The organism is Halomonas alimentaria (assembly GCF_009902005.1).
GTDB lineage: Bacteria > Pseudomonadota > Gammaproteobacteria > Pseudomonadales > Halomonadaceae > Halomonas > Halomonas alimentaria.
On sequence record NZ_WUTT01000001.1, the window covers coordinates 1,053,904 to 1,079,929 of the forward strand.

The 26,026-nt window shown below is 68.4% G+C and carries 28 protein-coding genes; 26 read left to right on the forward strand and 2 right to left on the reverse strand.

The genetic code is table 11. The features are described from left to right. Positions 1 to 30 precede the first annotated feature (30 nt). From GRB96_RS05030 to GRB96_RS05090, 13 genes are all read left to right on the forward strand, one after another. Positions 31 to 621: a rhodanese-like domain-containing protein gene (locus GRB96_RS05030; protein WP_205743495.1), complete on the forward strand. Its 591-nt coding sequence runs from the start codon at positions 31 to 33 to the stop codon at positions 619 to 621. Positions 622 to 732: 111 nt separating this feature from the next. Further along, on the forward strand, positions 733 to 1,221 hold the full coding sequence (locus tag GRB96_RS05035; protein ID WP_170293768.1) for a DsrE family protein: 489 nt from the start codon (positions 733 to 735) through the stop codon (positions 1,219 to 1,221). Between the two features lie 40 nt (positions 1,222 to 1,261). Further along, positions 1,262 to 1,453, forward strand: a complete 192-nt coding sequence (locus tag GRB96_RS05040) for a YgaP family membrane protein (protein ID WP_161431053.1) — start codon at positions 1,262 to 1,264, stop codon at positions 1,451 to 1,453. Between the two features lie 214 nt (positions 1,454 to 1,667). Then, complete coding sequence (locus GRB96_RS05045) at positions 1,668 to 2,579, forward strand: MBL fold metallo-hydrolase (protein ID WP_161431055.1); 912 nt, start codon at positions 1,668 to 1,670, stop codon at positions 2,577 to 2,579. Positions 2,580 to 2,749: 170 nt separating this feature from the next. Beyond that, a complete protein-coding gene (locus GRB96_RS05050; protein ID WP_161431057.1) occupies positions 2,750 to 3,616 on the forward strand; it encodes an MBL fold metallo-hydrolase in 867 nt (288 codons plus the stop codon). A gap of 20 nt (positions 3,617 to 3,636) precedes the next feature. Beyond that, positions 3,637 to 4,071, forward strand: a complete 435-nt coding sequence (locus GRB96_RS05055) for a protein tyrosine phosphatase family protein (RefSeq protein ID WP_161431059.1) — start codon at positions 3,637 to 3,639, stop codon at positions 4,069 to 4,071. A gap of 1 nt (position 4,072) precedes the next feature. Then, positions 4,073 to 5,881, forward strand: a complete 1,809-nt coding sequence (locus GRB96_RS05060; RefSeq protein ID WP_161433013.1) for a SulP family inorganic anion transporter — start codon at positions 4,073 to 4,075, stop codon at positions 5,879 to 5,881. Positions 5,882 to 5,916: 35 nt separating this feature from the next. After that, positions 5,917 to 6,378 carry a YeeE/YedE family protein gene (locus GRB96_RS05065; protein ID WP_161431061.1) on the forward strand — a complete coding sequence of 154 codons (462 nt, stop codon included), beginning with the start codon at positions 5,917 to 5,919 and terminating at the stop codon, positions 6,376 to 6,378. Next, a complete protein-coding gene (locus GRB96_RS05070; RefSeq protein WP_161431064.1) occupies positions 6,375 to 6,788 on the forward strand; it encodes a DUF6691 family protein in 414 nt (137 codons plus the stop codon). The genes GRB96_RS05065 and GRB96_RS05070 overlap by 4 nt, the downstream gene beginning before the upstream one ends. A 159-nt stretch (positions 6,789 to 6,947) precedes the next feature. Next, positions 6,948 to 7,637, forward strand: a complete 690-nt coding sequence (locus GRB96_RS05075) for a response regulator (RefSeq protein ID WP_161431066.1) — start codon at positions 6,948 to 6,950, stop codon at positions 7,635 to 7,637. Beyond that, entirely contained in the window at positions 7,634 to 8,971 is a 1,338-nt protein-coding gene (locus GRB96_RS05080; RefSeq protein ID WP_161431068.1) for an ATP-binding protein, read from the forward strand. The genes GRB96_RS05075 and GRB96_RS05080 overlap by 4 nt, the downstream gene beginning before the upstream one ends. A gap of 47 nt (positions 8,972 to 9,018) precedes the next feature. After that, entirely contained in the window at positions 9,019 to 9,669 is a 651-nt protein-coding gene (locus tag GRB96_RS05085; RefSeq protein WP_161431070.1) for a c-type cytochrome, read from the forward strand. Between the two features lie 13 nt (positions 9,670 to 9,682). Continuing rightward, a complete protein-coding gene (locus GRB96_RS05090; protein ID WP_161431072.1) occupies positions 9,683 to 10,717 on the forward strand; it encodes a c-type cytochrome in 1,035 nt (344 codons plus the stop codon). A gap of 95 nt (positions 10,718 to 10,812) precedes the next feature. Here the strand turns inward: GRB96_RS05090 and dsbG are convergent, their stop codons facing one another. Further along, positions 10,813 to 11,574: a thiol:disulfide interchange protein DsbG gene (gene dsbG / locus GRB96_RS05095; protein WP_161431074.1), complete on the reverse strand. Its 762-nt coding sequence runs from the start codon at positions 11,572 to 11,574 to the stop codon at positions 10,813 to 10,815. Positions 11,575 to 11,633: 59 nt separating this feature from the next. Further along, on the reverse strand, positions 11,634 to 12,455 hold the full coding sequence (locus GRB96_RS05100; protein ID WP_161431075.1) for a TlpA family protein disulfide reductase: 822 nt from the start codon (positions 12,453 to 12,455) through the stop codon (positions 11,634 to 11,636). Between the two features lie 182 nt (positions 12,456 to 12,637). On the opposite strand from GRB96_RS05100, the gene GRB96_RS05105 reads away from it, so the two are divergent. From GRB96_RS05105 to GRB96_RS05165, 13 genes are all read left to right on the forward strand, one after another. Beyond that, entirely contained in the window at positions 12,638 to 13,153 is a 516-nt protein-coding gene (locus GRB96_RS05105) for a copper chaperone PCu(A)C (protein ID WP_161431077.1), read from the forward strand. A gap of 75 nt (positions 13,154 to 13,228) precedes the next feature. Then, a complete protein-coding gene (gene nrdR, locus GRB96_RS05110) occupies positions 13,229 to 13,702 on the forward strand; it encodes a transcriptional regulator NrdR (RefSeq protein ID WP_161431079.1) in 474 nt (157 codons plus the stop codon). Positions 13,703 to 13,716: 14 nt separating this feature from the next. Beyond that, entirely contained in the window at positions 13,717 to 14,859 is a 1,143-nt protein-coding gene (gene ribD, locus GRB96_RS05115; protein ID WP_161431081.1) for a bifunctional diaminohydroxyphosphoribosylaminopyrimidine deaminase/5-amino-6-(5-phosphoribosylamino)uracil reductase RibD, read from the forward strand. A 201-nt stretch (positions 14,860 to 15,060) separates the two neighbouring features. Beyond that, the gene (gene ribBA, locus GRB96_RS05120; protein WP_161431082.1) at positions 15,061 to 16,230 is read left to right on the forward strand and encodes a bifunctional 3,4-dihydroxy-2-butanone-4-phosphate synthase/GTP cyclohydrolase II; all 1,170 of its coding nucleotides are present in this window, start codon (positions 15,061 to 15,063) and stop codon (positions 16,228 to 16,230) included. A 92-nt stretch (positions 16,231 to 16,322) separates the two neighbouring features. Then, on the forward strand, positions 16,323 to 16,817 hold the full coding sequence (gene ribH, locus GRB96_RS05125; protein ID WP_161431084.1) for a 6,7-dimethyl-8-ribityllumazine synthase: 495 nt from the start codon (positions 16,323 to 16,325) through the stop codon (positions 16,815 to 16,817). Then, positions 16,814 to 17,311, forward strand: coding sequence for a transcription antitermination factor NusB (gene nusB / locus GRB96_RS05130; RefSeq protein ID WP_161431086.1), 498 nt, complete (start codon positions 16,814 to 16,816; stop codon positions 17,309 to 17,311). The genes ribH and nusB overlap by 4 nt, the downstream gene beginning before the upstream one ends. 11 nt (positions 17,312 to 17,322) lie before the next feature. Continuing rightward, the gene (gene thiL / locus GRB96_RS05135) at positions 17,323 to 18,288 is read left to right on the forward strand and encodes a thiamine-phosphate kinase (protein ID WP_161431088.1); all 966 of its coding nucleotides are present in this window, start codon (positions 17,323 to 17,325) and stop codon (positions 18,286 to 18,288) included. Beyond that, entirely contained in the window at positions 18,285 to 18,758 is a 474-nt protein-coding gene (locus tag GRB96_RS05140) for a phosphatidylglycerophosphatase A family protein (RefSeq protein WP_161431090.1), read from the forward strand. Before thiL ends, GRB96_RS05140 begins: the two co-directional genes overlap by 4 nt. 58 nt (positions 18,759 to 18,816) lie before the next feature. Beyond that, positions 18,817 to 20,058 carry a DUF945 family protein gene (locus tag GRB96_RS05145; protein ID WP_161431092.1) on the forward strand — a complete coding sequence of 414 codons (1,242 nt, stop codon included), beginning with the start codon at positions 18,817 to 18,819 and terminating at the stop codon, positions 20,056 to 20,058. 79 nt (positions 20,059 to 20,137) lie between these two features. After that, a complete protein-coding gene (lon, locus tag GRB96_RS05150) occupies positions 20,138 to 22,597 on the forward strand; it encodes an endopeptidase La (RefSeq protein ID WP_161431094.1) in 2,460 nt (819 codons plus the stop codon). Positions 22,598 to 22,694: 97 nt separating this feature from the next. Next, positions 22,695 to 23,699: a thiamine ABC transporter substrate binding subunit gene (thiB, locus tag GRB96_RS05155; protein WP_161431096.1), complete on the forward strand. Its 1,005-nt coding sequence runs from the start codon at positions 22,695 to 22,697 to the stop codon at positions 23,697 to 23,699. Then, entirely contained in the window at positions 23,675 to 25,333 is a 1,659-nt protein-coding gene (gene thiP / locus GRB96_RS05160) for a thiamine/thiamine pyrophosphate ABC transporter permease (RefSeq protein WP_205743496.1), read from the forward strand. The genes thiB and thiP overlap by 25 nt, the downstream gene beginning before the upstream one ends. Then, positions 25,333 to 25,998 (forward strand): ATP-binding cassette domain-containing protein, encoded by a 666-nt coding sequence (locus GRB96_RS05165; RefSeq protein ID WP_161431098.1) that lies wholly within the window; start codon positions 25,333 to 25,335, stop codon positions 25,996 to 25,998. Before thiP ends, GRB96_RS05165 begins: the two co-directional genes overlap by 1 nt. Positions 25,999 to 26,026: the final 28 nt, after the last annotated feature.

The window sequence follows — 26,026 nt, forward strand, 5'->3', positions numbered from 1 at the left end:
AGTTATGTCATAGCGTTAGAGGAAGCGGTTATGAAAGCAGCGATGAAGACTCTGCTGGCGGGCTCTGTCATGGCGGCCATGCTGGCGGGTGGGCCGGCCTTCGCCGAGGAGGCCGAGGCCTATCGCGAGACGTCGCTCGGGCTCTACGTCAACGCCGCCGAGGCCTGGGAGCTGATGCAGGAGAACGAGCGGGCGGTGCTGATCGACGTGCGTGACCCGGTAGAGATCAAGTTCACCGGCTTCGCTGAGCCCACCGACATCCACGTGCCCTGGGTGCTGGCCGACCGCGACAGCTTTGACGCCGAGGCCAGGACCTGGCCCATGGTCAAGAACCCGGACTTCGCCGAGCAGATGCGCGCCGAACTGGAGGCGCTGGGGGTGGCCGAGGATGACCCGATCATCGTCATGTGCCGCTCGGGCTCCACCCGCAGCGCGCCGGCCGCCGACGCCATCGCCGAGATGGGCTTCAGCGAGGTCTACTCGGTGACCGATGGCTTCGAGGGAGGCAAGCTCGAGGAGGGCGACTCGAAGGGCGTGCGCGCGGTGAACGGCTGGCGTAACTCCGGGCTACCCTGGAGCTATGAGATCGACCCCGAGGTTGCCTGGCAGCCTGCCGAGTAACCGGATGATCGGCACGCGGGTGGGGCTCTGGTGGCCTGCCCGCGCTTCCGGGCAAGACGTTTCCGCCAAGAGATTTCCACGCAAGTCTTCGACCCAAGCAAGGAGCAGAACATGAGTTTCAAGACGACCCTGAGTGTGGCGCTGGCCACGGGTGCCATTGCCTTTGGTGCCAACGCCCTGGCCGACAACCACGGTGGCGAGGCCGAGGAAGGCAAGGCAATGGATGACAAGGCGCTGGTGATCCTGACCAGTGACTCCCTGGAGACCCAGGGCATGGCCATGATCCTCGCCAATGCCATGCAGCAGCAGGGCACCGACCTCCAGCTGCTGCTCTGCGACCAGGCCGGTGACCTGGCAGTAGAGGGTTACCAGAGCGCCCAGCCCATCAATACACCGCCGAGCAACCCCGCCGGTCAGGTGACCCCCGAGGGCATCATGCAGATGCTGATGGGTAATGGCGCTCAGGTGGACGTCTGCGCCATCTATCTGCCCAACCGCGACTATGGTGAAGAGGTGTTGCGCGAGGGGGTGGGCATCGCCGCACCGGGCCCGATCGCCGAGCTGATGCGTGACCCGAGTGTTCCGGTCTTTACCTTCTGAATCCAAGCAACTTTTGCTCCCAAGCATCGAGGAGAACGCCATGACCCGTAACGTAGGTGGTATCGACAGGATTGCCCGTATCGTGGTCGGCATCGTGCTGATCCTGCTGGCATTGACCGGCACCATCGGTGCCTGGGGCTGGATCGGCGTGGTACCGCTGGCCACCGGGCTGTTCAACTTCTGCCCGGCCTACAAGCTGTTGGGCGTGAATACCTGCAAGCTGAAGAAATAGTCACCGCCGGCCATAGCCGGCTCTCGAATCGCGGCGCCCGCGGCCTTCAGGTCGCGGGCGCCGTGCGTTGGTTCTCCCCTGCGGAGGTTGTCGCGGAAGGGCTATCGGCCCCATGCAGTGGCACAATCGTCATATAGTTCATTTTAAGCTAAGCTTATTCCATATAAAGCAATTGGTGGTCGACTCACCGCAATACGCTATCGGAGGTATCCCCATGCAGACCTTTGCCCTCTCGCCCAGCACCGGTGCCGGCAGCCCTGAGGTCGCCGGCTTCTTCGACCCGCGTACCTTCTCCATCCAGTATGTGGTCAGTGACCCGGCCACCGGCAAGTGCGCCATCATCGACCCGGTATATGACTTCGACGAGAAGTCCGGTGCCACCGCCAGCCATCACGCCGATGAGCTGCTCGCCTATGTGAAGGAGAAGGGGTTTGAGGTGGAGTGGGTGCTCGATACCCACCCCCATGCCGACCACTTCTCGGCGGCGCAATACCTGAGCGAGAAGACCGGGGCGCCCACTGCCATCGGCGAGAAGGTGGTGGAGGTGCAGAAGCTGTGGAAGAAGATCTACCACTGGCCCGACTTCCCTGCCGATGGCTCCCAGTGGCACCGCCTCTTCGCCGAGGGTGACACCTTCGCCATCGGCGATCTGGAGGTGCGGGTGATGTTCTCGCCGGGGCATACCCTGGCCTCGATCACCTATGTGGTGGGCGACGCGGCCTTCGTCCATGACACCCTCTTCCAGCCGGACTTCGGCACCGCCCGGGCCGACTTCCCCGGCGGCGATGCCCACCAGCTGTGGCGCTCCATCCAGGCGATCCTGGCACTGCCCGACGACACCCGGCTGTTTACCGGCCACGACTACATGCCCGATGGTCGCGAGCCGGAGTGGGAGAGCACGGTGCGTGAGCAGCGCGAAACCAACAAGCATCTGGCAGGCAGCGTCACCGAGGATGACTATACGGTGATGCGCGACCAGCGCGACAGCGAACTGCCCATGCCCAAGCTGATCCTGCACTCGCTCCAGGTGAATACCCGTGGCGGGCGTCTGCCCGAGCCTGAGGCCAACGGCAAGCGCTACCTCAAGATCCCCCTGGATGCCCTGGAAGGAGCTGCCTGGGAGTAGGCGTACGGCAGCGCTGGAACAACGAGCCCCGAAGGCCCTGCCGCCGGGGCTCGTGCCGTGGAGGAGGGTAGTGGGACCCCTATATAGCTAAATATTCTATTCTTAGAACATGTTTTCGGCTATGCTGTCTCCATACTCCGGCCAGCGACATCCGATGGAGGTTGTTTCCCATGTCCCAGCCAATCGTGACCCACTTCTTCGACGAGCCCACCAATACCTTCAGCTATGTGGTGCAGGATCCAGACAGTAACGCCTGCGCGATCCTCGATTCGGTGCTCGACTTCGACTATGCCGCAGGGCGCACCGACGTGCGCTCCGCCGACGAGATCATCGCCTTCGTACGCGACAACGGCCTCGAGGTGGCGTGGATCCTCGAGACCCACGTGCATGCCGACCACCTCTCTGCCGCCCCCTACCTGCACGAGACGCTGGGCGGGCTGACCGGCATCGGCGCCAATATCACCGTGGTGCAGGACGTCTTCGGCAAGGCCTTCAACGCCGGCACCGAGTTCGCCCGTGACGGCAGTCAGTTCGACCGCCTCTTCGAGGAGGGCGACACCTTCACCATCGGCAACCTGGAAGGGCGGGTGCTGCACACCCCTGGCCATACGCCGGCCTGCCTGACCTACGTGATCGGCGATGCCGCCTTCGTCGGTGACACCCTGTTCATGCCCGACTACGGCACCGCCCGCTGCGACTTCCCCGGCGGCGACGCGCGCACCCTCTATCGCTCCATCCAGAAGGTGCTGTCGCTGCCCGACGAGACGCGCCTCTTCCTGTGCCACGACTACAAGGCGCCGGAGCGCGATGAGTACCAGCACCAGACCACGGTGGCCGAACAGCGCGCCCACAATGTCCACGTCCACGAGGGCATCGCCGAGGAGGAATTCGTCAGGATGCGCACCGAGCGCGACGCCACCCTGGGCATGCCGAGGCTGATCATCCCCTCGGTGCAGGTGAACATGCGCGCCGGTGAGATGCCCCCTGCCGAGGATAACGGCCAGGTCTACCTCAAGGTGCCGATCAACAAGTTCTGAAGGCTCAGGAGACAGTCGATATGCAGATTCATCAGCTCGAATCCGGTTTCGCCATCACCGACGCGGTCAGCCCGGAAGATCTCGACGAGGTCGCCCGCCGCGGCTTCCGCTCGGTGATCTGCAATCGCCGCCCTGGCGAGGCCGAGGACCACCCCGATGACCGTCCCCTCAAGGCGCGTGCCGCCGAGCTCGGCCTCGAGTGGCGCTGCATCCCGGTGATACCGGGCGAATACTCGGAGGAGGACATCGCCGCCTTCGGCGAGGCACTGGAGACACTGCCGGCACCGATCCTGGCCTTCTGCAAGACCGGCAAGCGTGCCGTGCACCTGTGGGCCCGTGCCCGCAGCCAGGGCGAGAGCTGCGATATCCCGGCGCTGCTGGCCGCTGCGCGGGCCGCTGGCCATGATCTGGAAGAGCATCGGCCGCATCTGGAAGCCGCCGCCGGGCAGCGTTGAGATGAACCCGAAACGCTATCTGCCGATCCTGCAGTGGCTGCCCGACTATGGTCGCAGCGCCCTGGCCAGCGACCTGCTGGCGGCGGTGATCGTTACCATCATGTTGATCCCCCAGTCGCTGGCCTACGCCATGCTGGCCGGGCTGCCACCCGAGGTGGGGCTCTATGCCAGCATCACGCCGCTGGTGGTCTATGCGGTGTTCGGCACCAGCCGCACCCTGGCCGTGGGGCCGGTGGCGGTGGTGTCGCTGATGACTGCGGCAGCGGTGGGGCAGGTGGCGCCCCAGGGCACGCCGGAGTATCTCGGTGCGGCCCTGGTGCTGGCGCTGATGTCGGGCCTGATCCTGACCCTGATGGGCGTGGCGCGGCTGGGCTTCCTGGCCAACTTCCTGAGCCACCCGGTGATCTCGGGCTTCATCACCGCCTCGGGACTGATCATCGCCGCCAGCCAGCTCAAGCATGTGCTGGGCGTCGAGGCGAGCGGCCACAATCTGCTGGAGCTCGTGGTCGGATTGGGTGGCCAGCTGGGCAGCGTCAATCTGCCCACCCTGGTGATCGGGCTTGGAGTGCTGGCCTTCCTCTACGCCGCGCGGCGCTGGCTCAAGCCCACCCTGCGCCGGCTCGGCGTACCATCGCGCCCGGCGGACATGTTGACCAAGGCGGCGCCGATCCTCGCCGTGGCGGTGACCACCCTGGCCAGCTGGGGGCTGAGGCTGGACCAGCACGGTGTGGCGGTGGTCGGCGCGGTGCCTGCCGGCCTGCCGCCGCTGACCCTGCCCGGCTTCGACAGCGGCCTGTGGAGCCAGCTGTTCGTGGCCGCGCTGCTGATCAGCATCGTCGGCTTCGTGGAGTCGGTGTCGGTGGGCCAGACCCTGGCCGCCAAGCGCCGCCAGCGCATCGACCCCGACCAGGAGCTGGTGGGCCTGGGCACCTCCAACATCGCCGCCTCGCTGACCGGCGGCATGCCGGTCACCGGTGGCTTCTCGCGTTCGGTGGTCAATTTTGACGCCGGCGCCGAGACTCCGGCCGCCGGTGCCTTCACCGCGGTAGGCATCGGCGTGGCCGCACTGCTGCTCACTCCGCTGATTGCCTATCTGCCCATCGCCACCCTGGCGGCCACCATCATCGTGGCGGTGCTGTCGCTGGTCGACTTCGCGGCGATCAAGCGCACCTGGGACTATTCGCGGGGTGATTTCGCCGCCATGCTGGCCACCATCGCCGTCACCCTGGGCCATGGCGTGGAGAGCGGTATCATGGTCGGCGTGGGGCTGTCGCTGGCGCTGCATCTCTATCGCACCAGCCGGCCCCACAGCGCCGTGGTGGGTCGCGTGCCGGGCACCGAGCACTTCCGCAATGTGCAGCGCCACCGCGTGGAGACCGACGAGCGCCTGACGATCCTGCGCGTCGACGAGAGCCTCTACTTCGCCAATGCGCGTTATCTGGAAGACACCGTGATGGAGCTGGCCGCCCGCCAGCCTGGACTCGAGCACATCGTGCTGGCCTGCCAGGCGGTCAACATCATCGACGCCTCGGCGCTGGAGAGCCTGGAGGCGATCAACGCTCGCCTCAAGGATTCCGGCGTGGCGCTGCACCTGGCCGAGGTCAAGGGCCCGGTGATGGATCGCCTGCAACACACCGAGTTTTGTCACGAGATGACCGGCAAGGTGTTTCTCAGTACTTTCGATGCCTGGCAGGAGCTGCGCGGCGTCGGCGACGGCCGCCTGTCGCGGCGCTGCGCCGAGATGCAGCTGGGCGCCGTGCCGGGCGCGACCTTCGACGACGAGGCACAGCCGCATCCACGGCTGCCCTGAAGGACTTACCCAAGGTTTTTTAAAGGAGAGAAAGTGTGGACTGGAGTTCATCCCTGCAGGGACTGGCCGGCGGCGTGCTGATCGGCCTCTCTGCCACATGGCTGATGGCCACCCTGGGCCGCATCGCCGGCATCAGCGGCATCATCGGCACCCTGATCACCGCTCGGCCGAAGGGCGACAGCGCCTGGCGCCTCACCTTCCTGCTTGGCCTGATCAGCGGTCCCATCGTGGTGATGCTGCTGGGCGGCGGCCTGGGCAATGTGGCGGGTGCCGCCGGAGAGGTGATCGGTGAACCCGCCGGCGGTGTGCTGCTGATGCTCGTCGCCGGCCTGCTGGTAGGCCTGGGCACCGGCCTGGGCAGTGGTTGCACCAGCGGCCATGGAGTCTGTGGCCTGTCACGGCTCTCGGTGCGCTCGATGGTGGCGACCCTCACCTTCCTGGTGGCGGCGATCGTCACCGTCTTCGTGGTTCGGCACGTGATCGGAGGTGGCGCATGAAAACGCTCATGGGCTATATCGCCGGGCTGATCTTCGGCCTGGGGCTTGCCGTTTCCGGCATGACCGACCCGGCGCGGGTGCTGGGCTTCCTCGACCTCGCCGGCGCCTGGGACCCGACCCTGATGTTCGTGCTCGGCGGTGCCGTGGTGACCAACTTCATCGGCTACCGCCTGGTCTTCAAGCGTCCCAACCCGATCTATGCCGAAGCCTTCCAGCTGCCCACCCGCCAGGATCTCGACGCCCGGCTGATCGGCGGCTCGGCGCTGTTCGGCATCGGTTGGGGGCTCTCCGGCTACTGCCCAGGCCCGGCGATCGCCTCCATCGCCGGTCTGACCCTGCCACTGGTGGCGATGCTGGTGGCAATGGTCGTCGGCTGGTTCCTGGCCAGGGCGATTCCTGCGCGCAGCTGAACCTGTCCTGCATCAAGCGACTCCCCCGCAGGCCCCGCCAGCGGGGGAGTCGTCGTATACGACCAATGGATCGCCGGTTCCGACTTATATGTTCATAACCATTAACGCAGGCTTAATGGCCTGGTGACAGGATGTCGCATAACGAGAGGACCCGATGCCATGCACGTACTACTGATCGAGGATGACGCCCTGGTGGCCTCAGGCATTCGCGCCGGGCTCGCCGTGCACGACTATGTCGTCGATCATGTGGCTTCCATTGCCGAGGCGCGTCGCGCCCTGGAGAGCGTCGACAGCGATGTGGTGATCCTCGACCGTGGCCTGCCCGACGGTGACGGCCTGAGCCTGCTCGAGGAGTGGCGCGACGCCGGGGTGACTACGCCGGTGCTGGTACTGACGGCTCGTGATGCGGTCAGTGACCGGGTGGCGGGGCTGCAGGGCGGTGCCGACGACTACCTGGTCAAGCCCTTCGACCTCGACGAACTGGTGGCCCGGCTGCAGGCACTTCTGCGGCGGGCGGCGGGGCGCTCGCATCCGCTGATCGAGCACGGTGCCCTGTGCCTTGACCCGGTGGCCCGGGAGGTCAGCGTCGACGGCCGCCCGGTCGCGCTCTCGCGCCGCGAGCTGGTGCTGCTGGAGGCTTTCCTGCAGGCCCCGCGCAGTGTGCTCTCGGCGGACCAGCTCAAGGATAGCCTCTACGGCATGAGCGAGGATGTGGAGAGCAACGCCCTCAACGTGCATATCCACCATCTGCGCCGCAAGCTCGGCAGCGAGCTGATCGAAACGGTACGCGGGCTGGGCTACCGGCTGGGGCCGCCGCTGGGTGAGTCCGACGAGAAGGAGCGTCCGTGAGCCTGCGGACGCGGCTGCTGGTGACTCTCGGGGTCACCCTGGTGCTGCTCTGGGGGCTGGCCGCCGCCTGGCTGCTGCGCGATCTGGAGGAACAGTTCGTGGCCACCCTCGACCAGCGCCTCGCCCAGTCCGCGCGCATGGTCGCGGGGCTGATGGCGCAGCTGCCCCAGGATGTGTGGCTCGAGGCCGACCGGCGGGCGCTGTCGATCCCGCCGATCGAGGGGCTGGCCTGCCAGGTGCACTCGCCGCGCGGCGAGATCATGGCGCGTACCCACACTGACCTGGAGTCGATCCTGGCGGTGGGCGAGGTCGGCGGGCACGCCTACCGTGAGGAGGGCGGCGTGACCTGGCGGGTGTTCACCTACGAGCGGGGCGGGCTGACCATCACTACCGCCGACCGCATGGACGAGCGCGACCTGCTGCTCGGCAACGTCATCAAGGTGGCCACGGTGCCCTTCGTGGTGGCCATGCTGGGCAGCCTGGTGGCGCTGTGGATCGGCGTGGTGCGTGGCCTGTCGCCCCTTGCCCGGCTGCGTGACTCCCTGGCGCGGCGTCATCCGGATGCACTGGCGCCGGTGGCCACCTACGGGGTGCCCGGCGAGCTGCGTCCGCTGGTGGAGACCCTCAACGGCCTGCTGGCCCGCGTCCAGCAGGCCATCGTGCGCGAGCAGCGCTTCACCAACGATGCCGCCCATGAGCTGCGCACACCGCTCACCGCCATCAAGACCCACCTGCAGGTGGCCAGCCGGGTAGAGGGCGAAGCGGCGCGTGATGCCGTCGGCTACGCTGAGGAGGGTGTCGAGCGCCTGGCGCGGATACTCGACCAACTGCTGATGCTGGCGCGGGTGGAGGGCCGGCTGGCCTTTGAGGACGGCACTCCGTGCCGCCCCGCCGATGTGGTGGCCCTGGCGCTGCGTGACAGTGGTGCCGCGACCGCGCGCTTCGAACTGCCCGAAGCGTGGCCCCAGGTATCCCTGGCGTTGCCGCGGGAGCTGGCGGTGGCCGCACTGCGCAACCTGATCGACAACGCGCTCCGCCACGGCGGCGAGGGGTCACATGTGACCCTCGATGTGGAGTGCGATAACCACAGTACTTTGACATTCCGGGTGATCGACCAGGGGCCCGGCGTCGATGACGAAGCCCTGGAGCAGATGGCCAGACGCTTCTGGCGTGCCAGCAAGCAGCACGGCAGCGGCCTGGGGCTGGCCATCGTGGTGGCCATCGCCGAGCGCTTCGGCGGTGATCTGAAGTTCGTCCGTCCCGTGAGGGGGGGGCTGGAGGCTCGCCTGACCTTCCCGGTTCAGGCGAATCGCACTGCCCCGGAGGGGCATTGAGAGACTGCCCCCATCCGAGGGGCCACGACAAAACGAGGGGAATACCGATGACCAGCAAGAGGATCTTGAGTGGGCTCGGCCTGCTGCTGGGTGCCGGCCTGGCCGCCGGCCAGGCCGTGGCGCTCGAGGGAGACGCCCAGCGTGGCGAGGAGGCCGCGGGGACCTGTGTCGCCTGCCATCAGGCCGACGGCAGCGGCATGAACGTGCCAGGGGGGGAATCCTGGCCGCGCCTGGCCGGCCTCGACGCCGACTACATGGCCAAGCAGTTGCATGACATCAAGGAAGGGAGTCGCGAGGCACCCACCATGATGCCCTTCGTCAACATGCTCGACGACCAGCAGATCGCCGACGTGTCGGCCTACTACAGCCAGCTGCCCGCCACTCAGGGCGACGGCGGCGACGTCGACGAGGCGGTACTGGCCCGCGGCGAGCAGCTCGCCCTGCGCGGTGACTGGGACGAGTACATCGTCTCCTGCAAGAGCTGCCATGGTCCCGGTAACCAGGGCGTGGGCAGCACCTTCCCGGGGATCGCCGGTCAGCATGCTGGTTACATCGAGAATCAGCTTCACGCCTGGCAGGAGGGGCGTCGTGCCAACGACCCGCAGAACCTGATGGGGGCGATTGCCCAGCGCATGAGCGACGAGGACATCACCGCCGTGGCGGCCTGGCTGGCCACTCAGCCGGCGACCGACGAGTAAGGGGGAACAGACAATGATCAATCGCAGGAAGACGCTGGCACTGGCCGGTGTGACCCTGGCCGCCAGCGCAAGCCTGGTCGCCTGGGCAGAGACCGACGGCCATCCCTACGACAAGCTGGTGGAAATGGGCTATCCGGCGCCCCAGGAGGGTGAGCTGGTGCATGTGCCGCCGACCATGGCGGACCTCGAGGCCGCCGATATGAAGCCGCAGACCAAGGCCGTCATTCGCCGCGGCTATGATCTCTTCACCAACACCCAGCAGCTGCGTGGCAAGAACGTCTTCAATGACATGAACTGCTCCAGCTGCCACCTGGGAGAGGGGCGCCAGCCGTTCAGTGCCCCGGTATGGCCGGCCGCAGTGACCCTGCCGAACTTCCGTGGCAAGAACCAGCACGTCAACAATCTCGAGGAGCGTATTGCCGGCTGTTTCGCCTACTCCATGAACGGTACCCCGCCGGCGTACGGCAGCGATGACATGCTGGCGCTCTCCGCCTACCATCAGTGGCTGGCCAAGGGGGCGCCCGTGTATCCGGACCAGCCCATCTATGGTCGCGGCTTCCCGTCACCGGAGCGCACCGACGAGCTGAGCTATACGAATGGCGAGCAGCTGTTTGCGGACAACTGCGCGGTCTGCCACAGCGAGGATGGCTCGGGTCTCTATCAGGATGGCGAGTATGTGTTCCCCGCCACCTGGGGGGATGGCTCCAATAACTGGGGTGCCGGCATCGTGCGTACCTATACCGCCGCCGGGTTTATCAAGAACAATATGCCGCTGGGGCAGCCGCTGTCGCTCTCGGATCAGGAAGCGTGGGACATCGCCTACTACATGACCCAGCAGGAGCGCCCGCAGGACCCGCGCTACACCGGTAGCGTGGACGAGGTGCTTGAGAAGTTCGGACCGACCTTCCACAAGCACTCCAGCTACGGCCAGGAGCGTGAGGTCGATGGCCATCGCCTCGCCGACCACGCCAACTGGGGCGAGAAGGGCGAGGAGGTCAAGCCCTGGAACGTCGGCCAGCCGCGCTTCGAGGACCTCGACGTCGAGTAGGAGCCCGATTTATCGGCGATGACTGAGCCTCCGCCCGGCAGTGCCTGGCGGAGGCTGTTTTGTCACTAGCCGCGTGGGCGGGACTACGACTGCGCTCAGGGCGCGGGGCTGCCCATGGCCTCCTCGAGGCGCTCGGCGCTTGGCACGCCTTCGACGCGATCCACACGATCCCCGTCGCGGTAGAGGGTGGTCGGCGTAGCCATGAAACCCAGCGAATCGAACAGCTGGTTGTTGGCGTAGACCTGCTCCTCGACCTCGCGGGACTGGGGGCCCGCCTCGATCTCGTCGCCTTCGCCGCTATGGGCGTGAAGGGCGGCGGCGGGATCGTCGGCGCCCAGCAGGGCGGCGGCCTTGGCCGGGCTGTCCGCGGCCAGCACGCCGATCATGATATGGCGCAGCTGTACCTCGCCGGCTTCGACCCAGGGGCGGGCCTCGTGCCAGAACTGTCGGCAGTAGGGGCAGTTGGGATCGGTGAAGGTGTAGACGATGCGCTCTGCGTCGGGGTTGCCGTCACCGATCCAGTGGCTCGCCTCCAGGTCCTGCCACACCTCGGCGAACTGGGCGGCGCGTACGTGCTTGTCCAGTGCGGGCTCGGAGAGGTTGTTGCCTTCGGCATCGACCAGGGTGCCGACGATGGCGTGCTCGCCGCCCGGCAGCAGGTAGATGGCTACTTCGCCGGCGGAGTGGCTGGCGCCGTAGCCGGTCAATCCGGCCGGGCCCTCGAACTCGCCGTGGATGGTCAGGCCCTGCTCGGTGAGGGCGGCCACCGGGGCGGGCAGGTCATCATTGGCCAGGGCCGGAGCCATGAAGGCCAGGGTTAGGGCGCCGATGGCCGGCAACTTGAGGGTGTGTCGCATTATGGGGTCCTTGTGACGGTTGTCGTGAAGGCTGAGGTGAAGTGTCTCGAAGCAGGGCGTCAGCGCAGGCGTTCCAGTCCCTGGCGCAGGGTGGCGTGGGAGAGTTCGCCGAAGTGGGTATCCACCAGTCGTCCCTCGGCGTCATAGAACAGCGTGGTGGGCATGGCCATGGCGCCGGTCACATCGCCCAGGGCGGTGCGTGCATCGAGCAGCACGTTGCCCAGCTCCAGGGACTGCTCGTCGAGGAAGCGGTTCACCAGCGCCACGTCCTCTCCCTGGTTGACGAAGGCGAAGGTGATGTAGCTGGCCTCGTCCTGGGCCTGTTCGAACACCGGCATTTCGCGGCGACACGGCGGGCACCAGGTGGCCCAGAGGTTGACCACCAGCGGCTGGCCCTGGTCCTCGGCCAGGCTCGGCAGGTCGATGGGGTCGCCCGCCAGGGTGGTCAGGGGTGTGTCGGGAAGCGGGCGGCCGCGATCTTCCATCAACAGCAGGGGGCCTGCGGTGAGCCCCCAGGCGAGAAGGCCGGCCAGCAGGGCGCCGCCCAGCGGGACCCGCTGGCGGGGGGAGCGCCACAGGCGCCAGGCGGCATAGCCCAGGCCGGCTAGCAGGCCGCCCAGAGGGTCAAAGCCGCCATCGCGGATGTCGAGCAGCGACAGGAATCCATCGTAGCTGCTCCAGTAACGTGCCACGAACACCAGCCGCGCGCCGACCAGGGCGATCAGCAGCAGGTTCAAGAGGGTATCGGCCGTGGGCGTGCGATGGCGGCGCCCGATCAGCGCCCCGGTGAGCAGGGCGACACCGAAGGCCAGGATGATCAGCAGCTGGCCGATCGAGAATCCCATGGGACCCACGGCGACGCTCTGGTTCAATGCCTGCATGGGGAATGGCTCCTTGCCGGAAATGTGGGGCGATCATGCCGTCAGGCGCTGAGCCTGACAGCCAGTGATTAGCGGTGCATTAATCGCCGCCGCGCTGGGGCGTTATGTCGCAAGCGCGAACATGCCGCGTCTCCTGACCTATGCTGTGACCTCAGGTTCCCGTCATCGAGAGGATCATCCGCATGCTGCCACGTTTTTCCCTGTCCTGGCGCGGCCCGCTGCTCGCCCTGGTTGCTGGCCTGGCCAGCAGCGCGGCGCTGGCCGACACACTGAGCGTCGAGGGCGCCCATGTGCGTGCCGTGCCGCCGGTCTCCACCACCACCGCCGCCTTCATGCAGCTTCACAACGCCGGTGATGCCGATCGCGCCCTGGTAGCGGCGAGCACGCCGGCCGCCCGCGTGGCGGAGCTCCACAATCATGTTGACGTGGACGGGGTGATGCAGATGCGCCAGGTGGAGATGATCCCGGTGCCGTCGGGCGAAGGCGCGCAACTGGCCCCGGGCGGCTACCACCTGATGCTGATCGATCTGGTCGAGCCGCTGCACGAGGGCGACGAGGTGGCGCTCAGCCTGACCTTCGATGATGGCCAGACCCTCGAGGTGGCGGCCCCGGTGCGCCGCATCGAGACCATGGGCCACGGCATGTCCGAGGAGATGCCCGAGGGGAAGGCCGAAGGCATGTCGCACGCGGGGCACTGAGGAGGCACCGCTGGGCGGGCGGGGCTCGAGTCGCTACAATGCGACGAGTCCCGTTTCCCGTTCTGGAACCCTGCCATGCACTGTCCCTTCTGCGGCACCCACGACACCAAGGTCACCGACTCGCGGCTGGTCGCCGAGGGAGACCAGGTGCGGCGGCGTCGCCAGTGCGTGGCCTGCGGCGAGCGCTTCACCACCTACGAGACCGCCGAGCTGATCATGCCGCGGGTGATCAAGGGTGACGGCTCCCGCGAGGCCTTCAACGAGGAGAAGCTGCGCGCCGGCATGCTGCGTGCCCTGGAGAAGCGCCCGGTCAGCGCCGAGGCCATCGAGGCCTCGGTGCAGCGCATCCGCCAGACCCTGCGCGCCCGCGGCGAGCGCGAGATCCACGCCCGCGACATCGGTGAGGCGGTAATGGCCGCGCTGCGCGGCCTCGACCAGGTCGCCTACATCCGCTTCGCCTCGGTCTACCGCCGCTTTCAGGACATCGACGAGTTCCGCGCCGAGATCGACCGCCTCGCCCAGGACCCCGAACAGACGCCCCCTCGCTGACCCGGAGCGCCCCCATGGCCTACCCCCCGCCGGAAACCTGGATGGCCCGAGCCCTCGAGCTGGCTCGCCGCGGCCTCTATACCACGCATCCCAACCCCCGCGTCGGCTGCGTGCTGGTCAAGGATGGGCGGCTGGTAGGGGAGGGCTACCATGCCCGCGCCGGCGAGCCCCATGCCGAGGTGCACGCCCTTAACGCCGCGGGCGATGCGGCCCGCGGCGCCACCGCCTACGTCACCCTGGAGCCCTGCTCCCATCACGGCCGCACCGGGCCCTGCGCGGTGGCGCTGATCGAGGCCGGCGTGGCCCGTGTGGTAGTGGCCATGGAGGACCCCAATCCGGCGGTGGCCGGCCGCGGCATTGCGATGCTGCGCGAGGCCGGCATCGAGGTGACGGTGGGCATCGCCGAGGACGAGGCCCGGTCGCTCAACGCCGGCTTCGTGCGCCGCATGGACCATGGGCGCCCCTTCGTGCGCCTGAAGATGGCCATGAGTCTCGACGGCCGCACCGCCATGCAGTCCGGCGAGTCGCAGTGGATCACCGGCCCCGAGGCGCGGCGCCAGGTGCAGCGCCTGCGTGCCCGCGCAAGTGCCGTGCTCACCGGGGTGGAGTCGGTGATCTTCGACAATTCGCGGCTCACCGTGCGCGCCGACCAGCTCGGCCTGCCCGATGCCGAGGCCATCGCCACCCGTCAGCCGCTGCGGGTGATCGTCGACAGCCGCCTGCGCCTGCCCGAGGCGGCGGCCTGCCTCACCGAACCGGGGCGCACCCTGGTGGTGGCGGTGGAGGGCGTCGACGAGGAGCGCATCGAACGGCTCACCCGCGCCGGGGCCGAGGTGCTCACCCTGCCCGCCGGCGATGACGGTCGGGTCGACCTGGATGCCGTGCTTCGCCACCTGGCCGAGGTCGAGCAGGCCAACGAAGTGCTGCTGGAGACCGGCGCGACCCTGGCCGGCGCCATGCTCGATGCCGGCCTGGTGGATGAGATGCAGCTGTTCGTGGCGCCCACCCTGCTCGGCGGCGACGCCCGTCCGCTGTTTCAGCTCGCCGGCATCGAGACCATGGCCCACCAGCGCGGCCTGGAGATCCTCGATATCCGCGCCGTGGGGCAGGACTGGCGCATTACCGCCCGGCCGCGTCGGCGCAGCCAGGCGCGATAGCGATATCAAGCGAAAGGCCTGTCGCCGGAAAAGCCGTGAGCGGTGCTTCCAGGCGCTATAGCACTGTCGCCAAGGGCTCTTTACTGGCGCCCGCTGCCGCGCCAAGGTACCCTGACGCCGTTTCGAGGCGAGGCGACGCCTGTGGACGACATGATTGTCGCCGCCTGCCGACGCCTGCCACGCAGAATTTCTGGAGATCTCATGGTGCACGCCACTGCCGGGGGCCTGGCCCCTATCGAAGACCTGATCGAGGACATCCGTCAGGGCAAGATGGTGATCCTGATGGACGATGAGGATCGCGAGAACGAAGGCGACATCATCATGGCCGCCGAGAAGGTGCAGGCCGAGCACATCAACTTCATGGCCCGCCATGCCCGCGGTCTGATCTGCCTGCCGATGACCCGCAGCCGCTGTGAGCGACTCAAGCTGCCGCTGATGGTCAACGACAATGGCTCCGGTTTCGGCACCAAGTTTACCCTCTCCATCGAGGCCACCGAGGGCGTTACCACCGGCATCTCCGCCGCCGACCGCGCGCGCACCGTACAGGCCGCCGTGGCCCGCGATGCCCGCCCCGAGGATATCGTCCAGCCCGGTCATATCTTTCCGCTGATGGCCGAGCCCGGCGGTGTGCTGCGCCGCGCTGGCCATACCGAAGCCGCCTGCGACCTCGCCTCCCTTGCCGGCCTCGACCCCAGCGGCGTGATCTGCGAGATCATGAACGACGACGGCACCATGGCTCGCCGCCCCGAGCTCGAGCGCTTTGCCGAGGAGCATGGCATCAGGATGGGCACCATCGCCGACCTGATCCACTATCGCATCCACAACGAGCAGACCGTGGATCACGAGGAGTCGACCACGGTGAAGACCGCCCACGGCGAGCTCACCCTGCACGTCTTCCGTGACAGCATCCAGGGCGCCCATCACCTGGCGCTGGTCAAGGGCCGGCCGAGTCCCGAGACGCCGACCACGGTTCGCGTGCACCTGGCCGACACCATGCGCGACCTGCTCTGCCTGCAGAAGGGCGAGGGGGGCCACTGGACCTCCCACGAGGCCATCGCCGAGGTAGCGCGCAGCGAGCGCGGCGTCTTCGTGCTGCTCGATCATGGCCGGCCGCGTCTCGACCTGCGTGACCAGCTCGATATCTTCCTCGAGCGTCGCCGTGCCCCGCGTACCAGCGATTCCGATGGTGCCGGCAACTACCTGACCATCGGCACCGGCTCGCAGATCCTGCGCCACCTGGGCGTGGGCCAGATGCGCCTGCTCAGCTCGCCCTGGAAGTTCTCGGCGATCTCGGGCTTCGACCTGGAGGTAGTGGAGCGCCTGGGGCCGGAGGATCTCCCGGCGGGTGTCGACGCTGCCGACGGCGAGTGACACGGCGCCTCCCCTCGGCACTCCCATCACCTACTCTCATTCAATTCCGGGCGCGGCATGGCCGCGCCGGTGAGCCTCAGCAGGAAACCGATATGGAACCCATTTCTCAACTGGAAGGCAGCTTCGTCGACGTCGACGGTCGCTACGTGATCGTGGTGGGGCGCTTCAACCACCACGTGGTGGACAGCCTGGTAGAGGGCGCCGTGGATATCCTGGTGCGCCATGGCGTCGATGCCGAGAACATCGACATCGTCCATGTGCCCGGCGCCTGGGAGCTGCCCCTGGCGGTCAAGCAGGTGCTCAAGGTGGCGCGCCCCGAGGCCGTCATCGCCCTGGGCGCGGTGATCCGCGGCGGCACCCCGCACTTCGAGTACGTGGCCGGTGGCTGCAACGCGGCCCTGGGCAACCTGCAGCTGGAGTTCGAGACCCCCATCGCCAACGGCGTGCTCACCGTCAACTCCATCGAGCAGGCCATCGAGCGCTCCGGCACCAAGGCCGGCAACAAGGGCGCCGAGGCGGCCATGGCGGCCATGGAGATGGTCTCGCTGATGCGCCAGCTGGGCGGTGGCGCCGAGGAGGAAGCATGAGACGCGAGCGCGGGCCCTCGAAGGCGCAGCAGGGGCGGCGCGCCGCCCGTGAACTGGCGGTGCAGTGTCTCTACCAGTGGCAGATGACCGGTAAGTCGATGAGCGCGGTGGAGGTGGAGTTCCGTAGCCAGCTGGCCGACGACGATCTCGAGGACCACGAGAACTGGCACAAGGTCATGGAGATCGCCGACCTGGCGCTGTTCCATGAGCTGGTGCACAACGTGTCACGCTTCCGCGCCGACCTCGATGCCTCCATCGCGCCGCTGCTCGACCGCAAGCTCGAGGAGCTCGACGCCATCGAGCTGGCCATCCTGCGACTGGGCGCCTACGAGCTCTCGCGGCGCCTGGAGGTGCCGTACCGGGTGGCCATCAACGAGGGCGTCGAGCTGGCCAAGTCGTTCGGGGCCACCGACGGCCACAAGTACGTCAACGGCATCCTCGACAAGCTTGCCGGGCGCCTGCGCGGCGCCGAGGTGGCCGCCCGCCGCCGCTGAAGGGAAACCGGATGCATAGCGAATTCGACCTCATCGCCCGCTACTTTACCCCCGCCACCCCCGACCCCGAGTCCGGGGTGGTGATGGGCGTGGGCGACGACTGCGCGCTGCTGGCGCCCACCCCGGGCCGGCGGCTGGCGGTGAGCGTCGATACCTCCGTGTGCGGGGTGCACTTCCCCCCCGACGCCCCGCCCGAGGCGGTAGGCCACCGGGCCCTGGCGGTCAGCCTCTCCGATCTTGCCGCCATGGGCGCCAGGGCCCGCTGGTGCTTCATGTCGCTGTCGCTGGATGAGAGCGAGGACGCCTGGCTGGAGGGCTTCTCGCGTGGGTTCCTGACGCTCTGCGAGGCGACCGGCACCCGCCTGGCCGGCGGCGACATCACCCGCGGTGAGCTGGCCATCGGCGTCACCGTGATGGGCGAGGTGGCACCCGAGGCAGCCATGACCCGCGGCGGCGGCCGTCCTGGCGACCTGGTGGCGGTGACCGGCGCCTTGGGTGGCGGTGCCGGTGGCCTGGCGGCGTGGCAGGCAGGCGAGCGCGACCCTGTCCATCCGCTGCTGCAGCGCTACCTGACACCCCGGCCGCGGCTGGCCGCCGGCGAGGCCCTGGCCGGGCTGGCCACGGCCGCAGTGGATATCTCCGACGGGCTGCTCGCCGACCTGGGCCATATCCTCGAACACTCCGGGGGCGGCGCCCATCTCGAGCCCGAGACGCTGCCGCTGGCCGAGGGGCTGGTGGCGGCGCTGGGCGAGGAGGGCGCACGCCAGGCGGCGCTGACCGGCGGCGATGACTACGAGCTGCTGGTGTGCCTGCCCGCCGAGGAGCTGGACGAGGCCCGCCGACGCCTGGCAGCACTCGAGTTGCCGCTGACGGTGGTCGGTCGCCTGACCCGTGCGCCGGGCGTTAGCGGCGTGCCGGCGGCCCAGCGCACCGGTTGGCAGCACTTCCGTGGCGCCCCTCCGGGAGGCACTTCATGAATCGCGCCCCATCCAGCGTCTGGCATCGTCCCTCCCACTTCCTGGCCTTCGGTCTGGGGAGCGGCACCGTGCCCTGGGCGCCGGGAACCTTCGGAACCCTGGCCGCCATCCCCTTCTACTGGTTGCTCTCCGAACTGCCACTTTCCTGGTACTGGGGGGTGGTCTTCATCGCCTTCGTGTGGGGCGTGTGGTTGTGCGAGAAGACCTCCCGCGACCTCGGCGTCCACGACCATTCGGGTATTGTCTGGGATGAGTTCGTGGGCTACTGGATCACCATGGCGGCAGTGCCCTTCTCCTGGGAGTCGGCACTATGGGGGTTCCTGGTCTTCCGGGTATTCGACGTGATCAAGCCGTTCCCCATCCGCTGGGCCGACCGTCATGTGGCCGGTGGCTTCGGCATCATGATCGACGATGTTCTCGCCGGCATCTACGCCTGGAGCCTCATGCACCTGTGGTTCTGGCTGCACTAGCACGGCACGGCGGTATTTCGCGAATGCCATAGCAGGCGTCGCAGGGAAGGGAGTGAGCATGCGCAAGGAACGACTGATCGTGCCGGTGGTGGTAGGGCTGGCGCTGGTCTGGGCGGTGGCCCAGTACGCCGCCTCGCTGCTCTTCGAACGCGAGCTGCTGCGCACCCTGAACGACCTGGAGGCGCGCGGTGAGCTGGTGGTCGAACGCGAGGACGTGGAACGCGGCTGGCTCTCTTCCTCGGGACGGGTTCTGATCGCCCCGCTGCTGGGCGACGGCTGGCAGCTCTCCTTCACCTATACCGCGCGCCACGGCGTGCTCAGCACCCGGCTGGACGGTGAGATCCAGCCTACCCTGGGGCCGGCCCAGCGGCGCCTGTTCGGCGATGCGCTGCCCTCCACGGCGCCGCGCTGGCACGCCCGCTACCAGACCCTGGGCGGCGCCCTCAAGGGCAGTGTCGGGCTGTCTCCCTTCGTGGTTCGCCAGGGCCAGCGCGAGCTCGACTTCCAGGGTGGGCAGGTCACCTTCGGCGGCGAGTACGGCGACTGGTGGCTGCGCGCCCGTCTCAAGCCGCTGCGCCTGACCGACGGGGTGGTCACCCTGGAGGCCGGCCCGGCCAGCCTGGAGAGCCGCTACGCCTATACCGCCGATGCCCACCATTTCACCCAGCATGACCTGCTGCGCCTCGACCGGGTCTCCTGGAGTCAGCCGGACCTCGAGCTGGATGGCAGCGAGCTGGTCTACCGCAGTCGCATGGAGCTAGACGACAGCGAGCTTCTTATCGACGGCGAGCTCAACCTGGGGGAGGTGCTGGCCGCCGATCAGGTGCTGCTTACCGGAGGCGCAACGGCGCAGTTTTCCCGCGTCGATGCCGAGGCGTTGCGTACCCTGCTGCGCCGCCTGCGCGAGGAGGTGATGACGGGGGGCAGCGACACCCCAACGCCCCGCCAGCTGATCGAGCGGCTCGACCCGGAGTTCAAGGCGCTGCTGCAGGATTCACCACGCCTGGATGTCACCGCGGTGGCACTCGACAGCCCCATGCTGGGCCTTTCCGCCCAGGGCGAGGGGGCGCTGATCTTCGATCCACGGCGCCTCGATGAGCTCAGCGTCTCACGACTCGATGATCCCGCCGAGCAGGCCCGTTGGCGCAGCCGCCTGGACGGCGACTTCGTCTGGCGCGAGGTGCCCACCGTGGTGGCCCTGTGGCTGGGACTGCCGCTGGACACCCGGGAGCTGGCGGTGGACGTGGTGCGAGGCAAGGTGCGCGTCAATGGCCGCCCGCTGCCACCACTATGGCGATAGCCAGACTTGAAGTTGCCGATCATCGCCCGCATTCCACAGTCCATCGGCATATGCCCAACCGCTTGGACAGGGAGACCCCATGAGCGACGACCAGGACCGCCACGCGTCTGACGAGCCGGAATGGATCCACGACGAGCACGAACAGGACGAGCAGGAGCAGGGCGAGGGTCTCGACCTCGGTGAATCGACCGGCGACAGCCAGCGTTCCATGGTGCCGGCCCGTGAAGCGCTGCCCGAGCGCATCTACCTGCTGCCCATCCACAACCGCCCCTTCTTTCCCGCCCAGGTACAGCCGCTGGTGATCAACCGCGAACGCTGGGAAGAGACCATCGAGCGTGTTGCCAAGACCCCGCACCACACCGTGGGCCTGGCCTTCGTCGGTGATGCCGCGCTGGAGGGGCTGGATCACGGCGACTTCCCCGAGATCGGCACCGCGGTGAAGATCCACAAGCTGCAGGGCGAGGATGACCAGCTGCAGTTCATCGCCCAGGGCCTGCAGCGCTTCCGGATTCAGCGCTGGATCTCCCGGGAGCCGCCCTACCTGGTGGAGGTGAGCTACCCCCGCGAGCCGGTGGATGCCGAGGCCGACGAGGCGCGGGCCTACGCCATGTCGCTGATCAACGGCATCAAGGAGCTGCTGCCGATCAACCCGCTCTACGGCGAGGAGCTCAAGCACTACCTCAACCGCTTCAGCCCCCATGAGCCCGGGCCGCTCACCGACTTCGCCGCCGCCATCACCTCGGCCAAGGGGCACGAGCTGCAGGACGTGCTGGCCACCCTGCCGGTGCTTTCGCGCATGCAGAAGGTGCTGCCGCTGCTGCGCAAGGAGATTGAAGTCGCCCAGCTGCAGAGCGAGATCAGCGACCAGGTCAACGCCCAGATGCAGGATCGCCAGCGGGAGTTCTTCCTGCGCGAGCAGCTCAAGGTGATCCAGCGCGAGCTGGGCATCTCCAAGGACGACCGCGAGAACGACGTCGACACCTTCCGCGACCGCCTCGAGGACCTGGTGGTGCCGCCCAAGGTGCTCACCCGCATCGAGGAGGAGCTCGACAAGCTGGCGGTGCTGGAGACCGGCTCGCCGGAGTACGGTACCACCCGCAACTACCTGGATTGGCTGACCAGCATGCCCTGGGGCGTGCGCAGCCAGGACCAGCTCGACCTGGGCCACGCTCGTACGGTGCTCGACCGCGACCACGACGGCCTGGCCGACGTGAAGGAGCGCATCGTCGAGTTTCTCGCCGAGGGCACCTTCAAGGGCGATGTGGGCGGCTCCATCGTGCTGCTGGTGGGACCGCCCGGGGTCGGGAAGACCTCGGTGGGTCGCTCCATCGCCGAGGCGCTGGGCCGCGAGTTCTATCGCTTCTCGGTGGGCGGCATGCGCGACGAGGCGGAGATCAAGGGCCACCGGCGCACCTATATCGGTGCCATGCCCGGCAAGCTCGCCCAGGCCCTCAAGGAGGTCGAGGTCGAGAACCCGGTGATCATGCTCGACGAGATCGACAAGTTGGGGCAGTCCTTCCAGGGTGACCCCGCCTCGGCGCTGCTCGAGGTGCTCGACCCGGAGCAGAACGTCGACTTCCTCGACCACTACCTGGACGTGCGCCTGGACCTCTCCAAGGTGCTCTTCGTGTGTACCGCCAATACCCTGGACTCGATCCCCCCGGCGCTGCTCGACCGCATGGAGCAGATCCGTCTCTCCGGCTACATCGCCGAGGAGAAGATGGCGATCGCCAAGAACCATCTGTGGCCCAAGCTGCTCAAGCGCGACAATATCCCCAAGAAGCGCATCAACCTTACCGATGCCGCCCTGCGCCAGGTGATCGAGGGCTATGCCCGCGAGGCGGGGGTCCGCCAGCTCGAGAAGCAGCTGCACCGCATTGTGCGCAAGGCGGCGGTCAAGCTGCTGGAGAGTGACCAGCAGTCGGTGAAGGTCTCGGTGAAGAACCTCGAGGAGTACCTGGGGGCGCCGCTGTTCCGCAAGGAGCAGGTGCTCCAGGGTGAGGGCGTGGTCACCGGCCTGGCCTGGACCTCCATGGGCGGCGCCACCCTGCCCATCGAGGCGGGCAAGGTGCATTCGCTGACCCGTGGATTCAAACTCACTGGCAAGCTCGGCGAGGTGATGCAGGAGTCGGCCAACATCGCCTACAGCTATGTGCTGGGGCACCTGGCCGAGTATGGCGCCGACGCCGACTTCTTCGATTCTGCCTTCGTGCATATGCACGTGCCGGAGGGCGCCACGCCCAAGGATGGCCCCTCGGCGGGGGTGACCATGACCACCGCACTGCTCTCGCTGGCCCGCCACCAGGCCATCGATCGCAATCTGGCGATGACCGGTGAACTGACCCTGACCGGACATGTGTTGCCGGTGGGCGGTATCCGCGAGAAGGTGATCGCCGCCCGGCGCAGCGGCATCTTCGAGGTGATCCTCCCCGAGGCCAACCACCGCGATTACGACGAGTTGCCGGAGCACCTCAAGGAGGGCATGACGGTACACTTCGCCAGGCGCTACAAGGATGTGGCCAGGGTGGTCTTCGGCTGACCCGGCTGCGCCGGAGCCGTAAGCCATAAGCTGGAAGGTAACCCCGGGGTCAGTGGCTGTGCCGACTCCCGGGGCCGGCCAATAACAGGAACAACCCATGAAATATCTGGTAGCGGCAGGCGCCGTGCTGTCAGGCCTGACGGTGGGCGGCGCCACCGCCGCAGAGCGCACGCTCACCGTCTATACCTACGACTCCTTCGTTTCCGAGTGGGGGCCGGGGCCCGGCATCGAGGAGGCCTTCGAGGCGCGCTGCGGCGACTGCGAACTGCGCTTCGTGGCACTCGACGGTGGCGTGGATATCCTCCAGCGCCTGCGCCTGGAGGGGGAGGGCAGCGGCGCCGACCTGGTGCTCGGTCTCGACATGAACCTGATGGCCGAGGCCCGCGGGCTCGAGCTGCTGGCGCCCCACGGCGTCGACACGAGCGCGCTCGAGCTGCCCATCGTATGGGACGACGACACCTTCCTGCCCTACGACTGGGGCCACTTCGCCTTCGTCTACGACAGCGAGCAGCTGGAAGATCCGCCGGGCAGTTTCGCCGAACTGCTCGAGGCCCCGGACGACGTCAAGATCATCCTCCAGGACCCGCGCACCAGCGTCACCGGCCAGGGGCTGCTGCTGTGGATTAAGCATGTCTACGGTGACGCGGCGCCCGCGGCCTGGGAAAGGCTCAACGAGCGGGTGCTCACCGTGACCAACGGCTGGAGCCAGGCCTATTTCTCGCTGTTCATGAACGGCGAGGCGCCCATGGTGCTCTCCTATGCCACCTCGCCGGCCTACCACATGGCGGTGGAGGAGACCGACCGCTACCAGGCCGCCGAGTTCGACGAGGGCCACTACCTGCAGGTGGAGACCGCGGCGAGGCTGCGCTCCAGCGACGAGCCCGAGCTGGCCCGCGACTTCCTCGCCTTCATGCTGACCCCGGACTTCCAACGCCACATCCCGCTGGGCAACGTGATGAACCCTGCCATCGACCTGGGTGACGAGCTGCCGGCGGTGTTCGAGCGGCTGATCGACCCCGAGAGCCTCACCTTCACCCCCGAGGAGGTGCGCGACAACCGCCGCGCCTGGATCCGCGAGTGGCTGAACGCGGCGGCGCGCTGACGCCGTCGCGCTGGGCGCGCCCCTCGCCCTGGCCGCCGGGGCTGGGGCTCGCCGCCCTGGCGCTGGTGACGGGGCTGGGGCTCGGCAGCCTGGCCGCACTGCTGTGGCAGGCCCGGGCGCTGCACCCGGCCATGCTGTGGCAGGAGCCATGGCTCGCCGCCATCCTGCGTTTCACCCTGTGGCAGGCCACGCTCTCCACGCTGCTCAGCGTGGGGCTCGCCGTGCCCGTGGCCCTGGCCCTGGCGCGGCGCCCCGCCTTCCCGGGTCGGGCCCTGCTGCTGCGCGCCATGGAGCTCTCGCTGGTGTTGCCGACGCTGATCGGCCTGTTCGGCCTGGTGGCGGTGCATGGCCGGCGTGGCTGGGCGGCACCGTTGTGGGAGTGGCTCTTCGGCCTGGAGGCCGGTTACCTCTACGGCCTCTCGGGCATCGTGCTGGCCCATGTGTTCTACAACCTGCCGCTCGCCGCGCGGCTGATGCTGCAGGCCCTGGAGACGGCGCCTGCGGCCCACTGGCGGCTGGCCGCCCAGTTGGGGCTTTCGCGGGGGGCGATCTGGCGCACCCTGGAGTGGCCGCGCCTGGCATCGCTGCTGCCGCGGCTGGCGGCGCTGGTCTTCACCCTCTGCTTCACCAGCTTCGCCATCGTCATGACCCTGGGCGGCGGGCCACGCAGCTCCACCCTGGAGGTGGCGATCTACCAGGCGCTGAAGTTCGATCACGACCTGGCCCTGGCCGCGCTGCTGGCGCTGACCCAGCTGACGATCTGCCTGGGCCTGTGGCTGCTGGCGCTCTCCCGGGGCGGGGCGCCCTCGCTGATGGTAGGCAGCGTGCGCCTGCCGTCCCTGGGGCGCTGGCGCCGCCGCGACGCCCTGGGTGTCTCCCGCTGGGTCGATGCCGCCTGGTTGCTGGCCTTGGCCGCGCTGCTGGTTCCGCCCCTGGCGGCCATCGTCATCGCCGGCCTGGGCGGCCTGGCCGAGCTGCCCCGGGCGTCGAGCCTGTGGCCGGCGGCGGCACGCAGCCTCGCCATGGCGCTGGGGGCGGGCCTCGGCGCGCTCGCCCTGGCGCTGGCGCTACTGGCCGGCAGCCGTTGGTTGCGCCGCGCTGGGCAGGGTGCCCTGGGCCTGGCGATGGAGGGCGGCGGCCAGCTGATTCTGGTGGTGCCGGCGCTGGTGCTGGGCACCGGGCTCTTCCTGCTGCTGCGCCCCACCCTGGGCAGCGGCTGGGAGGGCTATGGGCTGGTGGTGCTGGTCAACGCCCTGATGGCGCTGCCCTTCGCCATGCAGGTGCTGCGCGGGGCGCTGCCGGGGCTCACCGCCCCCGAGGCGCGCCTGGCCGACCAGCTCGGTGTGCGCGGGGCCGCAAGGCTGCGCTGGCTGACCTGGCCGCGGTTGCGCCGTCCGCTGGCCCTGGCGCTGGCCTACGCCATGACGCTGTCGCTGGGGGACTTCAGCGTCATCGCCCTGTTCGGCAGCCCCTCCGCCCCGACCCTGCCGATGCTGCTCTACCAGCAGCTGGGCGGCTATCGCTGGCAGGGGGCGGCGGCCACCGCACTGCTGCTGCTGGTGCTGGTGACCCTCATCTTCGCCGCGCTGGGCGGCCTGACCCGCCGCCCGCCACGTCCGCGCTGGAGACCCTGATGCTCGACTGTCGCGACCTGACCTTCCACTACGACCGCGCCGACCCCGGCGAGACGCCGGCCTTCTGCTTCACCTTCCGCCTGGCCCCGGGCGAGTGCCTCTCGGTGGAGGGCCCGTCGGGCTGCGGCAAGAGTACCCTGCTGGGGCTGCTGGCCGGCTTCCTCGAGCGCGAGGGCGGCACCCTGACCTGGCGGGGGCAGGAGCTGCTGGCGCGCCCGCCCTGGGAGCGCGGCATCACCACCGTCTTCCAGGAGCACAACCTCTTCGACCACCTGCCGGTGTGGGCCAACCTGGGGCTCGGCCTGGCGCCGGACCTGCGGCTCACCGCCGACCAGCGCCGGCGCATCACCGAAGGCCTGGCCGAGGTGGGGCTGGCCGGCCTCGAGGCGCGCCTGCCCAGCGAGCTCTCCGGCGGCCAGCGCCAGCGGGTGGCGCTGCTGCGCGCCCTGCTGCGGGCCTCGCCGCTACTGCTGCTCGACGAGCCCTTCACCGGCCTCGACGAGGCCACCCGCGCGGGCCTGTGGGCGCTGGTGCGACGCCAGCAGGAGGCGGGCGCCGCGGTGATCCTGGTCAGCCACGACCGCGACGACATCGATGCCCTGGCCGATCGCCGCTGCCGGCTGGAGGCGGGGCGGCTGGTGCCGCTGCCTGAGCCACTGGCCTGACGGCCGGGCGCGTGACAGAATCGGGGGC